Origin of the sequence: Kitasatospora sp. NPDC059577, from assembly GCF_042735475.1 — a bacterium.
GTDB lineage: Bacteria > Actinomycetota > Actinomycetes > Streptomycetales > Streptomycetaceae > Kitasatospora.
This window is the reverse complement of sequence record NZ_JBHWBZ010000003.1, coordinates 68,789-87,112: the sequence shown is the minus strand read 5'-3', so window position 1 is coordinate 87,112 and position 18,324 is coordinate 68,789. Positions and strand designations below refer to the sequence as shown.

At 70.1% G+C, this 18,324-nt stretch carries 11 protein-coding genes and 1 pseudogene; 7 read left to right on the top strand and 5 right to left on the bottom strand.

Annotation, left to right across the window (positions count from 1 at the left end; translation table 11 throughout):
* Nucleotides 1–139 precede the first annotated feature (139 nt).
* The 5 genes from ACFV0O_RS04380 to ACFV0O_RS04360 all read left to right on the top strand — a co-directional run bounded on the left by ACFV0O_RS04380 (nt 140) and on the right by ACFV0O_RS04360 (nt 9,793).
* Nucleotides 140–3,010: an ATP-binding protein gene (locus ACFV0O_RS04380; RefSeq protein ID WP_380336187.1), complete on the top strand. Its 2,871-nt coding sequence runs from the start codon at nt 140–142 to the stop codon at nt 3,008–3,010.
* 33 nt (nt 3,011–3,043) lie between these two features.
* The gene (locus ACFV0O_RS04375) at nt 3,044–4,966 is read left to right on the top strand and encodes an aminotransferase class V-fold PLP-dependent enzyme (RefSeq protein WP_380336184.1); all 1,923 of its coding nucleotides are present in this window, start codon (nt 3,044–3,046) and stop codon (nt 4,964–4,966) included.
* Nucleotides 4,967–6,636: 1,670 nt separating this feature from the next.
* A complete protein-coding gene (locus ACFV0O_RS04370) occupies nt 6,637–6,804 on the top strand; it encodes a hypothetical protein (RefSeq protein WP_380336182.1) in 168 nt (55 codons plus the stop codon).
* A gap of 676 nt (nt 6,805–7,480) precedes the next feature.
* Complete coding sequence (locus ACFV0O_RS04365) at nt 7,481–9,349, top strand: APC family permease (RefSeq protein ID WP_380336671.1); 1,869 nt, start codon at nt 7,481–7,483, stop codon at nt 9,347–9,349.
* A gap of 237 nt (nt 9,350–9,586) precedes the next feature.
* Entirely contained in the window at nt 9,587–9,793 is a 207-nt protein-coding gene (locus tag ACFV0O_RS04360) for a hypothetical protein (protein ID WP_380336179.1), read from the top strand.
* Nucleotides 9,794–10,089: 296 nt separating this feature from the next.
* On the opposite strand, the gene ACFV0O_RS04355 is transcribed toward ACFV0O_RS04360, so the two are convergent.
* The 4 genes from ACFV0O_RS04355 to ACFV0O_RS04340 form a co-directional block, all read right to left on the bottom strand.
* Complete coding sequence (locus ACFV0O_RS04355) at nt 10,090–10,749, bottom strand: hypothetical protein (protein ID WP_380336176.1); 660 nt, start codon at nt 10,747–10,749, stop codon at nt 10,090–10,092.
* Nucleotides 10,750–10,882: 133 nt separating this feature from the next.
* Complete coding sequence (locus ACFV0O_RS04350) at nt 10,883–11,461, bottom strand: DUF4240 domain-containing protein (protein ID WP_380336173.1); 579 nt, start codon at nt 11,459–11,461, stop codon at nt 10,883–10,885.
* Between the two features lie 504 nt (nt 11,462–11,965).
* Nucleotides 11,966–12,091 carry a hypothetical protein gene (locus ACFV0O_RS04345; protein WP_380336170.1) on the bottom strand — a complete coding sequence of 42 codons (126 nt, stop codon included), beginning with the start codon at nt 12,089–12,091 and terminating at the stop codon, nt 11,966–11,968.
* Between the two features lie 144 nt (nt 12,092–12,235).
* The gene (locus ACFV0O_RS04340) at nt 12,236–12,898 is read right to left on the bottom strand and encodes a hypothetical protein (protein ID WP_380336167.1); all 663 of its coding nucleotides are present in this window, start codon (nt 12,896–12,898) and stop codon (nt 12,236–12,238) included.
* Nucleotides 12,899–13,346: 448 nt separating this feature from the next.
* Between ACFV0O_RS04340 and ACFV0O_RS04335 the strand changes: the two genes are divergently transcribed.
* Entirely contained in the window at nt 13,347–15,248 is a 1,902-nt protein-coding gene (locus tag ACFV0O_RS04335; protein ID WP_380336164.1) for a DNA/RNA helicase domain-containing protein, read from the top strand.
* Between the two features lie 7 nt (nt 15,249–15,255).
* Here ACFV0O_RS04335 and ACFV0O_RS04330 read toward each other — a convergent pair.
* Nucleotides 15,256–15,930, bottom strand: a pseudogene (locus ACFV0O_RS04330) (phosphorothioated DNA-binding restriction endonuclease); the annotation flags it as partial.
* An 850-nt stretch (nt 15,931–16,780) separates the two neighbouring features.
* Between ACFV0O_RS04330 and xerC the strand changes: the two are divergent.
* The gene (xerC, locus tag ACFV0O_RS04325; RefSeq protein WP_380336162.1) at nt 16,781–17,818 is read left to right on the top strand and encodes a tyrosine recombinase XerC; all 1,038 of its coding nucleotides are present in this window, start codon (nt 16,781–16,783) and stop codon (nt 17,816–17,818) included.
* Nucleotides 17,819–18,324 lie beyond the last annotated feature (506 nt).

Here is an 18,324-nt window from a genome sequence, read left to right as displayed (position 1 = left end):
GCGCTCGCCGGGCCATCCCGGTGCCGGACAAAGTATCCCAGACCGCCGGCGGACACCCGGACTCCGGGAACGGAGGCTCGGGACCGGCCGACATCTCGCCGGTGCGGCGTCGACGATCACCGATGCGATAATCCCGCGCATGAGAACCACCCGGGCGGGAGCGGTGCCGATCGGCCGGAGGACCGAGTCGTCGCAGCTCGACGAGGTACTGTCCGGAGCCGCAGCCGGCCGGGGCCGCGCCGTCCTGATCCGCGGTGAAGCCGGGAGCGGAAAGTCCACCCTGCTGGGAGCCTGCGCCGACCGCGCCACGGAATCGGGCTTCGCCGTGCTCCGGGGCGCAGCGAACGAGTCGGAGCGGTACTTCCCGTTGGGGACGTTCCTGGACCTCCTGGAACGGGACCGGCCGTACTCCGGGCAACTGCGGGCGGAGTACCGGGCCGCGGTGGCGGCCCCGGCACGGCGCACGGCCGCCGGCATGACGGATCCGGTGTCGGCTGCGGCCGGGCGGCTGTTCCAGGTGGTGGAACGGCAGTGCGCGACGAGCCCGGTCCTCGTCGTGGTGGACGATCTCCAGTGGGCGGACGAGACCTCGGCGGCGCTCTGGACGCGCCTGGCCCACCATGCCGAACGGTTTCCGCTCATGGTGGCGGCAGCCGTCACGCCCGGCTCCGGAGGGGAAGCCGAGGCCGCCGCGGCGAGGGCACTACGACACTGCGGCGGTCTCGTCGTGGATCTGGAGCCGCTGGTCCCGGACGAAGTAGCGGCCCTCGCGGTCCGTCGACTGGGCGGCCCGGTGGGGCCGGCCCTGCTGGAAGCACTCGGCGGGGCCGGTGGCAATCCGCTCCACCTCACCGAGATGCTGGCCCTGCTGCACCGCCAGGGCGCTTTGACGAGGGGGCCGCACGGGTTCGAGGTCGCACCCGACCACGGCGACCTCTCGCTCGGGACGGCGATCACCGACCGGATCCAGCGGCTGTCCGCCGAGCTGCGCGCGGTCCTGCGGATCGCCGCCGTACTGGGCGCCGAGTTCCGGCCGGCCGATCTCGCCGCGGTGTCGCGCCGTCCGCTCGTCTCCCTCGTTCCGGTGCTTGAGGAAGCCCTCGCCGGGGCGGTGCTGGACCCGGTCGGAGAGCGGCTCAGGTTCCGTCACCAGCTGGTCCGGCAGGCGCTCGTGACGAGCACCCCGACGGCTCTGCGCGGGGCGCTGCACCGCCAGGTGGCGGAGGCGCTCGACCTGACCGGTGCACCACTCGACCAGGTGGCCGGCCACGTGGCCCAGGCCACCTCCGCGGCCACGGACCCCTGGCTGCACGGATGGGTGGCACGCCACGCCCGCGAGCTGGTCACCCGCTCGCCGGCCACCGCCCTGGAGATCCTGACCCGAGCCGACGCCGGGGCCGGTCGGGAAGCCGACCGGACCGGCCTGCGGCTGTGCACGGCCGAGGCACTCAACGCACTGGGCCGACCCCACGAGGCCGAGGTGATCGCGCGCCGGCTCCTGGCCGCACCCTCCGTCGGACCCGAGGCCGCGGCCGAGGCCTCCTGGCTGCTCGGCGAGGCGCTGTACGCCCGGTCGCCGACCGGCGCCGGAGCCCGGGAGGCCGCGGAGCTGGTGGCCTCCGCCACCGGGATCGACGGCATCAGCGAGCGCTCCAGGGCACGGCTGCAGGCCGAGGGCTCCTTCTACTTGTTCCGGTCGGACCGGCTCGACGAGGCCGCCGGGGCGGCGGTCGGCGCGGCGGCCGCGGGTGGCCGCTCGGGGGAAGCCTTCGCCGTCGCCTACGCCACCTGGATGCGGACGGTGATCGCCCGGGCCCGGGACGGCGACCTCGACGGCGCCGTGGACCTGAGCGAGCGTGGCCTGGCCCTGTCCGTGGACGGCGCGCATCCCCGGGTCGAACGGCTGCTCCGGACCCAACGACTCGTGATCGCCGGCCTCCGGGACCGGATCCCCGAGGCCGAGACGGAGATCACCGAACTTCGCCGCCTCGGCGAAACCCCCCGGTCGCACGGTCAGCACTCGGCGGTCGCGATCGCCGCCCAGCTCTTCCGCACCGGACAGTGGGACGAGGCACTCGCCGAGATCGAGCATCTGGCCGCGTCCGAGCACCTCGCCGGGGAGGAACTCCCGCCCGCCGCCGTCCACGTACACGGCCTGGCCGCGTTGGTGGCCGGCCTCCGGGACGACACGTCCGCGTCCGAAGCACGGCTGCGGCTCCTGCGGAACCACCCGTTGCACACTCCCGCCGACCCAGGCGCAGCACAGTGGCTCGCGATGGCGCGTTCGATCGCCGCGGAACGTGCCGGACGGCCGGACCAGGCACTGACGGCCCTGCTGCCCGTCCTCGACCGGCAGATCGCGACGGAACCGGAGGACCGGTTCGCCTGGCTGCCGGCCGTCGTCCGGCTGGCGTTGGCGGTCGGTGACCGAGCGACCGCGGAGACCGCCGCGGCCGCGGCCACCGGCACGGTTTCGTCCCGAGCGCCTCGCGTCGCCTACTGGGAGCACACCGCCGAACACGCCGCCGGACTGCTCGATGCCGATCCGGCGCCGCTGCTGGCCGCCGCCGACTACTACGCGGCGTCCTCCCGTCCGCTGCGACGGGCGAACGCCCTGGAGGACGCGGCCGAGCTGCTGGCCCGGCAGGGGCGTGCGGCGGACGCCAGGCGCCGACTGGACGAGGCCGCGGCCGTCTACACCGGACTCGGCGCCACCTGGGGGCTCCGGCACGCACAGGCCCGGCTGCGCGCGGCCGGGCTGCGCCTCGGCGCGCGCGGCCCCCGGCCGCGGGCCGCCTCCGGCTGGCAGAGCCTGACACCGACGGAGCTGCGCGTCGCCCGGGGGATCGCCGACGGCGGCTCCAATCCGGAGATCGCCGCCGAGTTGATGCTCTCGACCCGGACGGTCCAGACGCACGTCTCCCACATCCTCGCCAAGCTCTCCTTCCGGTCGCGGGTCGAGATCGCCGCCGAGGCCGCCCGGCAGAGCCGTGTCGGTCAGGAGGCCTGACGAGCGCGGGGAAACACGCCGTGCGCGGCGCCCGTGACCGGCATCACGTTGAACCTACGGCCGAACACCGTCGTAAGGCTTCGCGTGGAAAAGAGCACTGTCATCACGGCCCTCAGGAAACCGTTCGGGCTGATCGGCCGGTCCCGCCGGAACAAGCCGGGCATGCATCAGGACGCCTCGGGCGGGAGCAAGACGACCGGACGCACGGCTGCCGACCGGTCCGACGCAGAGGCACCGTCGGGCGCTGCCATGGCGCGCCTGACCCGGATCCGGCGCGGCCTCATCGGTGACGGCGACGTGCTGCCGGGCCCCTACGGGCCGCGGCGCATCACCTACGCCGACTACACGGCCTCCGGGCGTTCGCTGGACTTCATCGAGGACTGGCTCCGTGCGGCAGTCCTCCCCCGGTACGCCAACACCCACACGGAGAGCTCCGCCACCGGTCTGCAGACATCCAGCCTGCGCGAGGAGGCCCGCGAGCTCATCCACCGCGCGGTCGGCGGCGCCGACGACCACGTCGTGCTCTTCTGCGGTTCGGGGACCACGGCCGCGGTGAACAAACTCGTCGGCCTTCTGGAGCTGCAGAGCCCGGTCGGGCCGGCCGAACAGCACAGCCAGGCGCACGCCATGGCAGCGGAGCAGCGGCCGGTCGTCTTCGTCGGCCCCTACGAACATCACTCGAACGAACTGCCCTGGCGGGAATCGATCGCCGATGTCGTGGTCATCACGATGGATTCGAACGGCCGGATCGACGAGGACGATCTGTGTACCCAACTCGGCCGCTACGCGGACCGGCCACTACGCATCGGCAGCTTCTCGGCAGCCTCCAACGTGACCGGCATCCTCACCGACACCGACCGCATCGCCTCCCTGTTGCACGCTCACGGAGCCCTGTCCTTCTGGGACTTCGCGACGGCGGGGCCATACGTGCCGATCCGTGTCACCGAGTCGGCACCGGGCCGCATCGATCACAAGGACGCCGTCTTCCTGTCACCCCACAAGTTCGTCGGAGGCCCGCAGTCCCCGGGAGTGCTCATCGTCCGGCGGAGCCTGGTCCGCAATCGGGTACCCACCATGCCGGGCGGCGGCACCGTGGCCTTCGTGGATCCCCGGCATCAGTACTACCTCGACGACGTGGTCGCCCGGGAAGAAGGCGGCACGCCGGCCATCGTCGAGTCGATCCGCGCCGGCCTCGCCTTCGGGGTCAAGGAGATGGTCGGCACCGAGCTGATCCACGCCAGGGAGGAGCGATCCTGGAACGCGGTCCTGGCCCGCTGGCAGAACAACCCGAACATCGTCATCCTCGGTGCCACCCACGTGCCGCGCCTGCCGATCGTCTCGTTCCTGATCCGACACGGCGACCGCTACCTCCACCACAACTTCGTGGTCGCGCTCCTCAACGATCTGTTCGGCATCCAGGCCCGCGGCGGCTGCTCCTGCGCCGGCCCGTACGGGCACCGTCTGCTGGGGATCGACGACGACCATTCGGCGGCACTGCGCGACGAGATCGTCACACAAGGCCACGAAGGCATCAAGCCCGGCTGGACGCGAGTCAGCTTTCCGTACTTCATGTCCGACACCGTCCGGGACTTCATCGTCGACGCGGTCGACTTCATAGCCACGGACGGTCATCGCCTGCTCGCCGACTACCGCTTCACTCCGGACGCCGGCCTCTGGCGCCACGAGGGCGGCCCGGCGGAAGCCCCGCTGAGCCTGGCCGACTTCCGCTTCCACACCCTGGACGGCCCCGACCGGAACCGCGCCGACAGACCGGCCCGCCACGGCGAGAAGTCCCTGGCGGGCTACCTCGCCCACGCACGCCGCCTCGTCGCCGACCGCCCCGGAGGCATGGCCGAAGGCCACCTCGACCTTCCCGAAGGCTTCGAGGCCCTCCGTCACTTCCCCATCGCCGAGGCCTGCTTGCAGCCACACCCCGACGCCACGGCAGCCCGCTGAACCAGCGGGTGGGCCCGTTCGCGCACCGGACATCGCCGAGGGCCGGAGGAGGCGACCGCGCAAGGCCGGGCCGAACCGATCGACGCTGCCCGCCCTGGACCAACCTTCGGTGATCGCATCCCAAAACGCTCCGGAATCGCCGGAGCAACCGGGGCGCAATTCAGGGCCCATCTCGTCCGCTCCGTACAACGCCCGATGCCGCCTCGTGGCACTCAATCCGTGAGAGCCTCGTGAGAGGTGCGCGAGCCGCTGTGAGTTGTCCCGCCGCGGCTCCGTTGTGAGCGGATGCCGACGACCCGACCATCGCCGACCCGACCCGACCGGTCCTCGACAGCCTGCGGAGCAGTCTCCACCACCTGCGCCGCTTACTTCACCACCGCTGGACGCCGGCACAACCCACCCTCCGCCGAACCATGGCGCACGGCCCCGCCCCGCAAAAAGGCCGTTCCCCGCATCGCTGCGGGGAACGGCCTTCCGGTCTGCATGAACATAACGCCGACCGGGGCAACAGGATCTGAATCCACGCCCCCCCTGACCCCGATTCACCCTGTGATCTCGCCCGCCGAAGAGGCGGACATTGTTTCGACCACGAGTCGCAGAGCCAGGAATCCTGCCTCAGTGATCCGCATATTCGCCTCCTCGCGATCGTCCTACCGGTAACTTCTCCCGGTAATTTCCAGGATACTCCTCAATACGGGAATTCGAGCCCGCCGTGCACATGAGTTGATATGTGAAAATTCCCTCGCGTGACGTTTGAGCAGCAAATCCACCCGAGAGATTTCCTGCGCCTCACCTCACAGTCGCAGGATCCATCCTGGCCGAGGTGCCGCAAGAGGGTGAGGGCCGGTGTCGTGCCGGGACAGGGAAGTGTCGGTGAGTCGCACGCCGATCCACGTGGAGGCCAGGCGAGGAAGCCGGCCGACGGAGAGGACCGCTGCGGGCAAACCGGGGTGCCCGTGGCGGAGTTCGAGACGAAGGTCGACCAACAGCAACCCGCCGACCGCCCCTGCTCACCCCGAAAACCGGGGCTGCGGCCGGAGTACGGTGGAAGAGTGCATCGTCCACGGTCTGCGGCCTACTGCCGTGCCCTGGCGGCAGCTCGAGGCCGTCCGCAAACGAGCCCAAGGCAGGCGAGGCCTCCGCCGCCGAGTGACTGGTGACAGCGGCCTACTTCCCGGCCGACACGCGCACCGGCACCGACCGCCTGACGGCCGCGGGCACGCCGACCGCAGACCCGCGGGCAGGCGGACGACGCCGTTCACCGAAGGACACACCACCGACGATCGCCGGCCCCGACCCTGGCCGGCCCCCGCCGCCCGCGGCCGGTCCGGCTACTCGCGTGACCACTCGGTCTCGGCCTGGGGCTCGCCGATCGTGTGCCGTCCCTCCCGGACCCGGACCCTGATCGCCCGCGGCCAGGAGCGGGCCTGGAGAGCGTACGGACGAACGCGTCCCGCAGGTCGATGCCCGGGTCGGCCCGAGCTGTCTGCAGGTCGCCCGGCCCAGGAGCCGGGTCAAGAAGGCGCCGGCGATCGGCACCGACGGCGTACTGCCGGCCGAGGACGAGGCGGCGATCTTCGCCCACTACGAGCCGGACTACGCGCCGGGCGCGGGCGGTGAACGCCGCCTGACCCGCCGATAGGACCCTCGCAAACCGAAGGAGACCGAAGATGGCACTGGTGCTGTTCCTGATCATCCTGGCGATCGTGCTCGGCATCGTCGGCGTGGCCACCCACGGCCTGATCTATCTGCTGTTCATCGGCATCGCCGTACTGATCATCGCCATGGTCATTTCCGCCGTCCGGCTCCGGCGCGGCGGCCGCTCCTCCAACCGCTGAGACCCGCCGGAAGTCTGCCGATCAGTACGGGGAACCGCTTCGCAGCAGGTGCCTGCGACGCGCCGAGTCGGGGCCGCCGGTCCTGGACCCGGCCCGGACCTCGCCCGGACCTACCTGTCCTGGACCGCCCTGGACCGGGTACCGGCGAACTGCCCTGCACGAAGGCACCAGGCCGGCCGGCACCCGTGTCCGGACAGGGCGAGGGACGCACGACCCTCCGCTCCGAGCACGAGGCAGCCCGGCGTGCGCCTTGATCCGACGGGGGACGCCATGCGTAACACTGTGTGCCGTGTCGGATACGAGTAGGGGTGGCAAGGACGGCGCGCAGGGGGGCGGCGCGTCGAGCCCCGACGCCCTGCTGTCGGCGCTCGACGCGGAGCAGCTCGGGGTGTTGCGCCGGGTGGGGCTCGAGTGGGGTCGGGTCGCCGGGGATCCGCGGGCATGGCGGCGTGCGCTGCCGGTGGATCCGGATCTCGGTCGTTATCCCGCTCCTTCGGAGATCCTGCCGGTCCGCCTCGGCCGTTTCGTACGGGTCGCCGCGGTTGGCGGACGACCGCCGGCGGTCGAGGCGACCAGCGAGGACACGCGGACTTCTCGGCTCGGCCGGGTCGGTTCCAGGGTCCGACACGTGGTGCTCGGGGCGCCGCTGAGGAGCACCGCGATCGCGCACGAGCGGATGCGCAAGCTGGTGGCGTTGCCGGTGCTCTCCGCCGACGCGCTCTCCTCGGTCGCGTACGGGCCCGAGGCGATGCTGGCCGTCCTCGTCCTCGCTGGTGCCGCCGGGTTGCGGTACTCGGTGCCGATCGCCGTGACGATCGTGTTCCTGATGCTCGCGGTCGGGGTGTCGTACCGTCAGACGATCCGCGCCTATCCGCACGGCGGTGGTTCGTACATCGTCGCCACCGCCAACCTGGGCCGCCTTCCCGGGCTGACGGCCGCTGCCGGTCTGGTGACCGACTACATCCTCACGGTCGCGGTCTCGATCGCCTCCGGGATGGCGGCGGTCACGTCCGCGGTCCCCTCGCTCGAACCCGACATCGTGCCGATCGGCGTCGTCGTGATCGCCGTGCTGCTCGCCGGCAACCTGCGCGGTGTGCGGCAGGCGGGTGCGCTGTTCGCCGCACCGACGTACGCCTTCGTCCTCGCGGTCCTCGTACTCGTCGCCGTGGGTCTGTCCGATGCGGCCGGCCACGGTTTCCACCCGACGGCGACACCACAACCGACCGCGACCGAGGGCATCAGCCTGCTCCTGGTCCTGCGTGCCTTCGCCTCCGGCTCGACGGCGATGACGGGCATCGAGGCGATCTCCAACGCGGTGCCCGCCTTCCAGCCGACCGAGTGGCGCAACGCCCGCACGACACTGACCTGGATGATCGGCCTGCTCGTCACACTGTTCGCGGGCACGATCGCACTCGTCCACCTCGACGGCGTCGTGCCCCGTGCGAACGAGACGGTGCTGTCACAGCTCGCCCATCGCACCTTCGGCTCGGGTTTCCTCTACGTCTTCACCCAGGCCGCCACCGCCGCGGTCCTGCTCCTCGCCGCCAACACCGCCTACAACGACTTCCCCCGCGTCCTGTACCTGCTGGCGCGCGACCACCAGGCACCGAGGATCTTCCTGAGGCTGGGCGACCGCCTGGCCTTCAGCAACGGGATCATCCTGCTCTCCGTCGCGGCGGCGGCGATCTACACGGCGTTCGGCGGCAAAACCGGCCCCCTGATCCCGCTCTATGCCGTCGGTGTCTTCCTCGCCTTCACACTGTCGCAGGCCGGCATGGTCGTGCACTGGTGGCGCCTGCGCGACCGCCACTGGCGCAAGAGCCTGGCCTTCAACGCCACCGGCGCCCTGCTCTCTGCGATCGTCTTCGTCACCGCCGGCATCACGAAGTTCACCGAGGGCGCCTGGTTCGCCGTGCTCACGGTGGGACTGTTCATCCTGGTGACGACACGGATCCGGCACCACTACGACACGGTCGGCGCGGCGATCGCCCTGCATCCCCATGCCGTCGAAGTCCCCAGCCGCACCATCACACCGCCGAGTTCGGGGGACGGCGCAACACGAGCCACCGCACGGACACCGGGCACCGCCCCCGGGGCGCCGCCCGGGACCACGGCCGATGCGGAGAGCGAGGAGACTCCCGAGGAGATCCACCCCCTGTCGATCGTGCCGATCGCCTCACTGAACCTGGCCGGCATGCGAGCGCTGGCCTACGCCGCCTCGCTCCAGCAGCCCGTCCTCGCGCTCCACATCAGCCCCAGCGCGGACGAGGCCCAACGCTTCCGCGAGTACTGGAACCTGTGGGGCGACCACCTGCCGTTGAAGATCGTCCTCTCCCCCTATCGCGCGATCGTCGCACCGCTGGTGAACTACATCGAGTCGCTGCACCACCAGCGCCCGGACCTCACCCTGACCGTCATCCTCCCGGAGATCGTCGTCCGGCACTGGCGCCACCGCCTCCTGCACAACCGGCTCGCGGCCAGGCTGAGGAGAGCGCTGCGCCCCCTGCCGAAGGTCGTCGTCACGACCGTCCCGTTCCACGTGTAGGACAGCGGCGGCACCGAGCAACCCGACGTGTCCGACCGCGCGCAGCGGCCCGTCCGTTTCGTCGGGCCACCGGGACGGTTCCTCGTCCGCCCTGGAAAAGCCGACCCGCGGCAAGGGCGGGCGCAACGGATGGTTGACCCCGAGCCGACCAGGGCGCGGAGGTGGACATCAGGGCCCTTGGGCGGGCATGACAGGGCTCCGATGGTGGACCCGGTTGCAAAGCCGGACAATCAGGTCATGGCAGGCCTTGAGGCGAACCCCGGAACAGTGCACCTGGCCCGTGGGGCGGGATACGTCAGCCCCGGCGTTGCGCTCGGCGAGTCGGTCGGGGGCATCATTCGCATCGACGAGCACGGATGGGTGCACGTTACTCAGAAGGACGGATCTCGGGTGTCGTTCCCGCCGCATGCCGTGGAACGCATCAACTGGGACGAGCACGCTTAGAACGAGGCTCCGAGCCTCGCCGTGGGCAGAGCACGGCCGCCCCGCCGCCCGCGGAGGCACCCGTGCCGTGCCAGTGAGCACGCCGCGGGACGCATCGTTCGGCCACGGCCGGCGGCCCGCCCCCGCGAGCCGGCAGTGCGCCCCGGTGGTCGGGCCTGCCGGAGCGGGGCCGGGTCGTCGTGAGGCGAAGTCGCCTGCCACGACGCGCACCCCACAACGATGCTCCCGGTCGCGCGGGACGGCAGAGATCCAGGCGCGCGCCACTGCGCGGCGGAATATTCCTCCTGCCGATTTCCCTACGTTGCGGGGTAGCCGATCTCGGCGATGTCCTCGGCAAGGTCCGCTGGGGTCAGCTCGGCGTTGAGGGCACGGACCACGTCATCGGTGAGTGGCCGCAGAGCACAGATGTGCCGGACGGTATCCAGGTCGACTGGTATCTCGTAGTAGTCGATGGCAAAGCTCGCGTACGCCTCCGGAGATCGGTCGGCGAGGAGCCGGAACAACCAGTCGGCCCCGTCGGGATCGACATGGCCCTCCGGGAAGTCGATCTCTCCCGTCTGCCAACTCTCGTCAGTCGTCCTACGCCACAGGCAGGCCGTCACCGTCGGAACGCCGTCGTCGCTGAACGCGGCTTCCTCGACGCACGACCGGAACTCTTCGGGAACAGAGTCCACCACGCCCTGCCACACTCCCTCCCCGGCATAGGGGCTCATCGGCGACTCGTGGTCAAAGCCCCGGATGTACACACCGGCCGGTGCGAAGACGATCGAGTACTCATCACCCGAACCGTTGCGCATCGAGGCCATCTCCTCCGTCGGCGACCACCGCGCGTCGAAGGAGTAGTAACGCGAGGACCAATCGGGGCTGAGGATCGCATCCAGCATCGCCAAAGCCCGGCAGTGGTCCCGCAGGACGTCGGGATCGGGCAGGGAACGGGCGACATCGTTGACGGTCATGCCGACCATCCAAGCGGACCCCGGTGACAACCCGCACGGTCGCCGCCAAGCCGCCGCACAAGGGACGTCGGCAGAACCACCAAGACAGCAGCCCTATCCCGGGTAGCGGCGCTCTTCGAGGCGTTGACTCGTCTCAGGCGGCGGCTGCGCCCAGGCAGAGGGCAGCAAGACGGGGAAGGCGACGGTGCATCTCGTCAGCGTCGTCGAAGTCGAAGTCCTCACCCATGTCGAACTCCAGCGCCATGCCCAGGTCATGCCCCGCCCGGTGGCGCTTCCACGCCTCGTGAAAGGCATCAGCGTCACCCGTCAGGCGCTCGAACGCCTGGCCGGCCGCGTAGTTCACGTCCTCGTCAAAGATCACGTAGTCGAAGCCCCGGGCCGCGGCCTCGATCACTGCGGGGTGGTCCGCCAGATCATCCGGGCGAGCGGCTACCAGCTCGTACCAGTCCCGCCCGAGGGCGATCAGGCCGGCTCGGAAGTCCATGAAACTGTCGTCCGAGCAACCTCCCCCGATGAGATAGGCAGCGGCCCACACGTCCCAGCGGTACACGGCCCCGTGCACCTCGTCGAATCGCTCCTGATAGCCGAGGATCTCCTCCTGCGAGAGCCCCGCCAGCCGGTCCACCAATGCCTCGGCGAACGCTTTACCATGCGAGCCGCAGCTTTCGGCCCGCGCTACCCCGACCACATTCCAGAACCCGTCGATGTCCATGACCATCCACCCTTGCAGCAGGCTCCGACAATTGAGACCTGCCGTGTCCCGAATGACCCCCAACGCACTGCAGCGAGCCCTCGCCCTGCCCGGCGACCCCGTACTGCGACCCCTCCCGCGCCAGGTCACCGTCCTCCTCGGAGAGTTGCACGCCCCACCCAGGCTCGCGGCCCGTCTCCGGCCGTCCACGACTCGCCCACCGACTGGCTGACTGGGCCGAACAGCACCACCCTCAGCTGGACTTCAACCGGCACGTTCGCCCTCTTCGGCGCCGCCACCCACGACATCGGGAAGGTCCTGCACCCCGCGGAGCTTTCCTGGCCCGGCTCCGCACACGAGGGGGCCGGCCACGACCTGCTGATCGCCCGGGGAGTCACCGAGGAGCTCGCCCGTTTCGCCCGCAGCCACGCATCGTGGAACGCCCCCGGCGTCAGCACCGACGACCTGCTGGTGAGCCTGGCCGACAAGGTCTGGAAGGGCAAGCACGTCACTGATCTCGAACAACTACTGATCGAGCGCCTCTCCGAAGCCGGCCACCAGCGACCGTGGGAGGCGTTCGGGGCACTCGACGATGTTCCCGACCACATCGCGCAGGATGCCGAACGCAGGCTGGCGTTCCCAGCTGAGCACCCAGTCGCTCCGGGCATCGGACGAGCGCCCGAGGCACTGCCGCATGCCGCACACCTGCCACCCCTCAGCCGGCCTGGTCGGGGAACTCGGCCCCCGCCTCCGGCGACCGGCAGGGCCCCTACGGTCCGGGCTCTTCACGCTTCGTCAGACGCCCGCGGCCCGGCCGGGGTTTGCCAGAAGAACACGGAAAGAGGCTCGGTCCGTCGGCAGTCCGGCTGTGCGCAACCATGTGATCTTGTTGCCGATGCTGCCCCAACAGTTGTCCTTGGCCGCGATGGCGCTGACGAATCGGCGCTGAGCGTCGGTGAGGGCCGCCTCGCCGGCGTTGCCGTCGGGGAAGGCACGCAGCAGGAGCGGCCCACAGTCGCGTTCGACGGTGAAGTCGTTGGCCATTGGCATCAAGGCCAGTGCGGCGTCGAGGACTTCTTCCAGCGTGGTGGTGCGGGCGAGCAACGCCCGGAGGAGGGCGAAGCGGAACCAGCCGTCGAATTGGGGCAGGGGTTCAGCGTCGCACCAGTGGTCGGCGGTGTGCGGGTCCGACAGTGCCTCCAGAAGGACGGCGGTGGGGCGCGGGTCCTCAGCGGGGAGCGGGACGAGGGCGGCACAGGCACGGATCGCCGAGTCCGGGTCGGTGAGCAGATCGCCGGTGTCCTGCGCCCAGGCGACGAGGATCAGAACAGCCGCAGCACGCTCCCACCGGTCCCCGCTTGTGGTGAGAACGCGTGAAACGAATGTGAGAGGCGGTTCCCGGCGTACGGCGAAGGCCGCTTCCTCGCGAACGAGAAAACGGCCTCTGACCTGCGACAATGGGATGAACCCTTGTCGGGACGACAGGATTTGAACCTGCGACCCCTTGACCCCCAGTCGCCCGGCCATAGGCATCGCTGCACGTCAGACGGTAGACAGCCCGCGCTGTTCGTTCACCGAAAGACACCTCAGAGACGGTGGTGAACGACGCGTGGCCCCCGGTTCTCCCCGCCTCCAGACCCTCCCCGGCTCCGTCGCGACTCTCGTGGCCCAAGCCGTCGGAGTAGCCCGGTCCAGACGGGGCCGCTCCGGGGCTCCGTCGGCCACGCAAGCCGCCCCCGTCGCCCATTCCCGGTCCTCCCTACGCTGGTGGAGGCTGAGGTGTTCGGGCACGAGCTCAGACTCTCCGTTGTAGGTTTGGCCCTGTCATCAGCGCGGCCCGCCGGGCTTCCCTCCAGGGACATGCCCCCACCCGCACGAGTCACTTCGTGCTGCCTGGGAGCATGTCTTGCTGTTCCGCGACTCCGCGTCCGCGGTCGCTGCCGAGAGCCTGGCCGGATCACTGTTCGTCCGCCTCATCGACCAGTTCGTCCACAAGCACGGCCACAAGCCCAGCCCGTCCGAGGTGCGCTCCTGGGAGCTGAGCATCCCGGCTCTGACCAATGCTCTCCTGGACGCTGGGCTGGGCATGGTGGAGGTGCTCCTTGAGTACTCGCTTCCGCTGAACAGCAAGCGGGCTGACGTCATACTCGCCGGCGTCCACCCGAGCACGGGCGAACCGTCGTACGTGGTGGTCGAGCTCAAGCAGTGGAGCAGCGCGCTGCCGGAGGATGGCGAGCCGCTGCTCTGCCGGGTCGACGCCTACACCCGGCCGGTGCTGAACCCGATCGAGCAGGTCCGCGGCTACTGTGACTACCTGATCTCCTTCAACGGCGCGCTCGCCGCTCATCCCGAGCGGCTGTCCGGTGTGGCTTTCCTCCACAACGCGACGGAGTTCGGTGTCCAGGGCCTGTACGAGGTGCCGCAGGACGAGCGCGGCCGGCTCTTCACCGCGGAGCGCCGCGGGGAGTTCATCCAGTACCTCCGATCGAAGCTGAAGCCGGTCTCCGGCGCGGAGGCGGCGGACCAGTTGCTCGCGGGCAAGGTGGCCCCGTCCAAGCAGTTGATGGCGGTGGCCGCCGAGGAGGTCCGCGAGCGCGAGCAGTTCGTCCTGCTGGACGAGCAGCGGGTCGCCTACGAGCTGGTGCTGCGCGCGGTCCGCCAGGCTCAGCAGTCCGACCACAAGGAGGTCGTCGTCATCACGGGCGGCCCGGGTACCGGGAAGAGCGTCATCGCGCTGTCCCTCCTGGGTGATCTGTACCGGCGTGGCGTCACGGCCCTGCACGCGACCGGCTCCAGCTCGTTCACCACCACCATGCGCCGGATGGCCGGGGCACGGAAGCGCCAGGTGCAGGAGCTGTTCAAGTACTTCAACAGCTTCATGACCGCCGAGCGCAACGGGTTGGACGTGCTGATCTGCGACGAGGCCCACCGGATCCGGGAGACGTCGGCGAACCGCTACACCCGGGCCGCCCAGCGCACGGGGAAACCTCAGATCGAGGAGTTGATCGACGCCGCCCGGGTGCCCGTGTTCCTGCTGGACGAGCACCAGGTCGTCCGGCCTGGCGAGATGGGCACGGTGGCCCAGATCCGGGCCGCCGCCGCAGTGAAGGGTCTGGACTGCCGGGTGGTCGAGCTGGACAGCCAGTTCCGCTGCGGCGGCAGCGACGCCTACCTGCACTGGGTGGTGCGCCTGCTGGGCCTGGAGTCCGGCGGCCCCGTCGGGTGGGAGCCCGATGGCAAGGTCGCCTTGGAGGTGGTCGACAGCCCCCGGGAGTTGGAGACGTTCCTCGACGCCCGCCGCGCGGAGGGGTACGGTGCCCGCATGTCGGCCGGGTACTGCTGGAAGTGGACCACCAAGGTCGCCCCAGGAGACCCGCTCCCCCTCGACGTGCACATCGGCGACTGGGCCCGCCCGTGGAACGTGTACGGCGACCGCTCGATCGCCGGCGCCCCGCCGGCCGCGCTGTGGGCCACCGACCCGGCCGGCTTCGGCCAGGTCGGCTGCGTGTACACGGCCCAGGGCTTCGAGTATGACTGGAGCGGCGTCATCCTCGGACCGGACCTCGTCTGGCGCACCGACCGGTGGATCACCGACCGGACCGCGTCCAAGGACCCCGTCTTCCGCAAGTCCACCACCGACGCCGACATCGACCGCCTGATCCGCAACACCTACAAGGTGCTGCTGACACGCGGAATGATCGGCACCGTCGTGTACTCGACGGACCCGGAGACACGCGCCAAACTGAGGAACCTGGTGGCCGGCCAACAGGTGGATCAGATCGAGGTGGCGCACGGCCGCAGCGGCTGATCGGCACTCATCGCGCCGGGCCGACGGGCTCCCGGGGTCCGCCTCGGAAGACCTGTTCGCCGTGCCACCGCCGGTGCAGGCCTGCGACCAGTGGAGCCCCTGCCTGCGGGCCGATGACCGGCCGTCCCACCAACGCCAGCACGTGCTGCCGGCTTGCCTCTCTGCGTCCGACGAAGCGCTGTGAGACGGGTCTGCGGCGCCCTCCCCAAGACCCAGGACTTCCTTGTCGAAAAGCTTGTGGTGCAAGGAGCCCAGGCACAGACAGTTGTCGACCTCATCCGACCCGCCGCACGGCCACCAGCGCACATGCGCCGCTTCCAGGCCGACCGTGCTCACCCCCAGCATCCCGTCGTATCCATAGAATGAGCACCTGAACTCATAGGCAGTCAGAACGAGTTCACGCATTCGCCGGTCCCGCTGGCGTCGTGCCGCCCGACCTGTGCCGCTCAGGGTCTCGGCCAGGTCCAGGTCCAGTCCAACGGCCTCACACAGGTCGATGTGCAACGACGGTGGGAACGGGACCAGGAGCACCCGCGCCAGACGACCCAGGAGCGCCGGTTCCTTCCTCAGAGCCGTTCGCGACTCGGGCGCGAGCCTTCCGGCCGCGCCGCTGGCACGGAGGACCCGCACCCCGCTTCCGGAACTCCCCGGGCCCCTAGTCGGTCCTGACCTCCCAGACGCCGCCGTTCCGCCCTCTTGTCCCGCGTAGTCAGGATTCTCGATCATGCTGCGGTGAAGGTACTTCAGGTCCACCCCCGAACGCTGGGCCAGCTGCTCCTGCTCCTGACGGTCAGCGGTGGCCATCACGTTGTCTCCGTCGCGGGTGGTGACGACCACGGCCGACCGCTCCTTCGAATCACCCGCGCTGTTGATGGCCGCCCACATGAGGTCCTTGAAGGAACCCGTCGGCCCCCAGCAAACGTACCGGGTCGAGATCCCGTCGGTGGCGTAGCAGTGCATGGGCTTCTCGCCGACGGAGTCCGGAACCACGTCCCACCCGGCGCCGCAGGCCGATTGCACGATCTCCTCCGGCCCTCGGAAGCGCATCACCGTGTATCGGGCATACTGGCCGAATCCCTCTTGGGAGCGACGGTATTCCTTCATGGGGACATCTTTGAGCCAGACGCGGGCGCTCTGCGCTGGCACGAAGGGGAGTAGAACTCCGCCCACGCCGGGGTCGTCCACCCACTGGCGATACTGCCCGGATTTCTCCGAAGCCGTCAGAAAGTCCCAGTCCAGTTTGTGGGCCTGGCGATACACCTCCGCCAGTACGCGCTCGCGGACGGAGGCGGGAATCTCCGGTCCGTTCGCGGTCTCCGCACGGTTCGACGCTTGCTGGGGAGTCGGTCGACCCGTGCGACCTCATCGAGCACCGCCCGCAGTTCCGCTGCCGCGCCCGCGTGCGCTGGACCGACCCCAACGGCGGCGGCCGCAAGTCGCTTCCTCCTCCGTCCCCACGGAGGAGGAAGCCAAGTCCTGGATCGCCAGCATGCAACGGGCCGCGGCACGCGGCATCACCCCCAAAACCCACCATGACCCTCACCGACTACGGCGACGAGAACTGGGACCTAGCGATGCGCGGCCTGGAGACCACCACCCTCGACCCCTACACCGCCGGCTGGAAGCCGCGCGTCACCCCGGTCCTCGGCCACATACCCGTCACCAGCATCACCAACGGCATCACCGCCCGGGCCCTGCACTCCTGGATCGCCGACGGACTCAGCATTTCCTCCGTCAAGAACAGCCTCGCCCCACTCGTGCGCATCGTGGAGCAAGCCGTCCGCGACGGCCTCATCGACTTCAATCCCTCCCGCATGAGCGGCTGGCAACGCCTCTACAAGAAAGCCGAAGACGAACTCGACGACCCCCACTCCCTCGCCCTCGCCCTCGCCCTCGCCCTCGCCCTCGCCGACTGGGATGCCCTCGATGCACTCGCCAACACCCTGGTCGCGCGGTGCCACAACCACTACCGCGGCTGGGGCGACATCGTCCGCTTCGCCGCCTGCACCGCCGCCCGCATCGGCGAAGTCTCCGGCGTCCACGTCAAGGACATCAACCGCTTCGACTGGACCTGGGACCTGTGCCGCCAGACCACCACCGGCCCCGGAGGCCTCATCGACAAGGGCACCAAAGGCAAGCGGCGCCGTACCGTCCCCATCATCGAAGAGATCCGCGACCTCGTGAACTGGCGCATGGCCGTGGTCGGCAACGACCCCATGGCCCGGCTCCTCACAGGGCCGCGCGGCGGCCGCATCACCACCGCGATCCTCCGCGACGCCACCCACTGGGACGAAGTCGTCGTCAGCCTCGGCTACGAGTACCTGCGCTGGCACGACCTCCGGCACACCGGCCTCACCTGGCTCGCCGACGTGGGAGTCCCCATCGACGTCCTCCGGAAGATCGCCGGACACGGCCGCATCACCACCACCCAGCGATACCTCCACCCGGACAAGAGCTCCATCGAGAAGGCCGGCCAGACCCTCAGCCGGCACCCGTCGGCCGACCGGCACACCCCATCGGCGGCGGCACCGGCAGAGGCAGCAGTGCGTCATCTGCGTCTCGTCCAGTAAGCGGCATCAGCGGACGTCCGCTGGAGATCCCCACTGGCCAACCGCCCTCAACGGTCGGCCAGTCGTCGTCAACCACCATGCTGTAGAAGTGGCTTGTGGCAGACGATGAAGAGGATGCGCCGCCGTGGGTTCGGTTGCTGCTCCGCGAACAGACCACGCGCAACATCCACGGCAGCCTCCACGCGTCTGGAATCGCCGCGCCGCTGGATGCCGTACGCGACCTGTGCAACCGCCCGGTCAAGGCCCCCGGCGGAAGCCCTTCCCCGCTTCCGCATCAGTGAGTGCTCCATCTCTCCAGCGGCAGCGGCACGTTGTGCCCTCACACCGGTGCTCATCCCCTATTCCGCCCGACGCAGCGGATTCTCGGCGGCCCCAGCCGGGTAGTGCTGCTGGCATATCGCGCAGGCAGCGCGGACCCTACGCGGGTCCGCGCTGCCGTGGACCAGGGGGTGAACCGGGTGGCACGCCGGAAGACTGTGGCGGAGATCCTCGCCGAGGCGTACCGC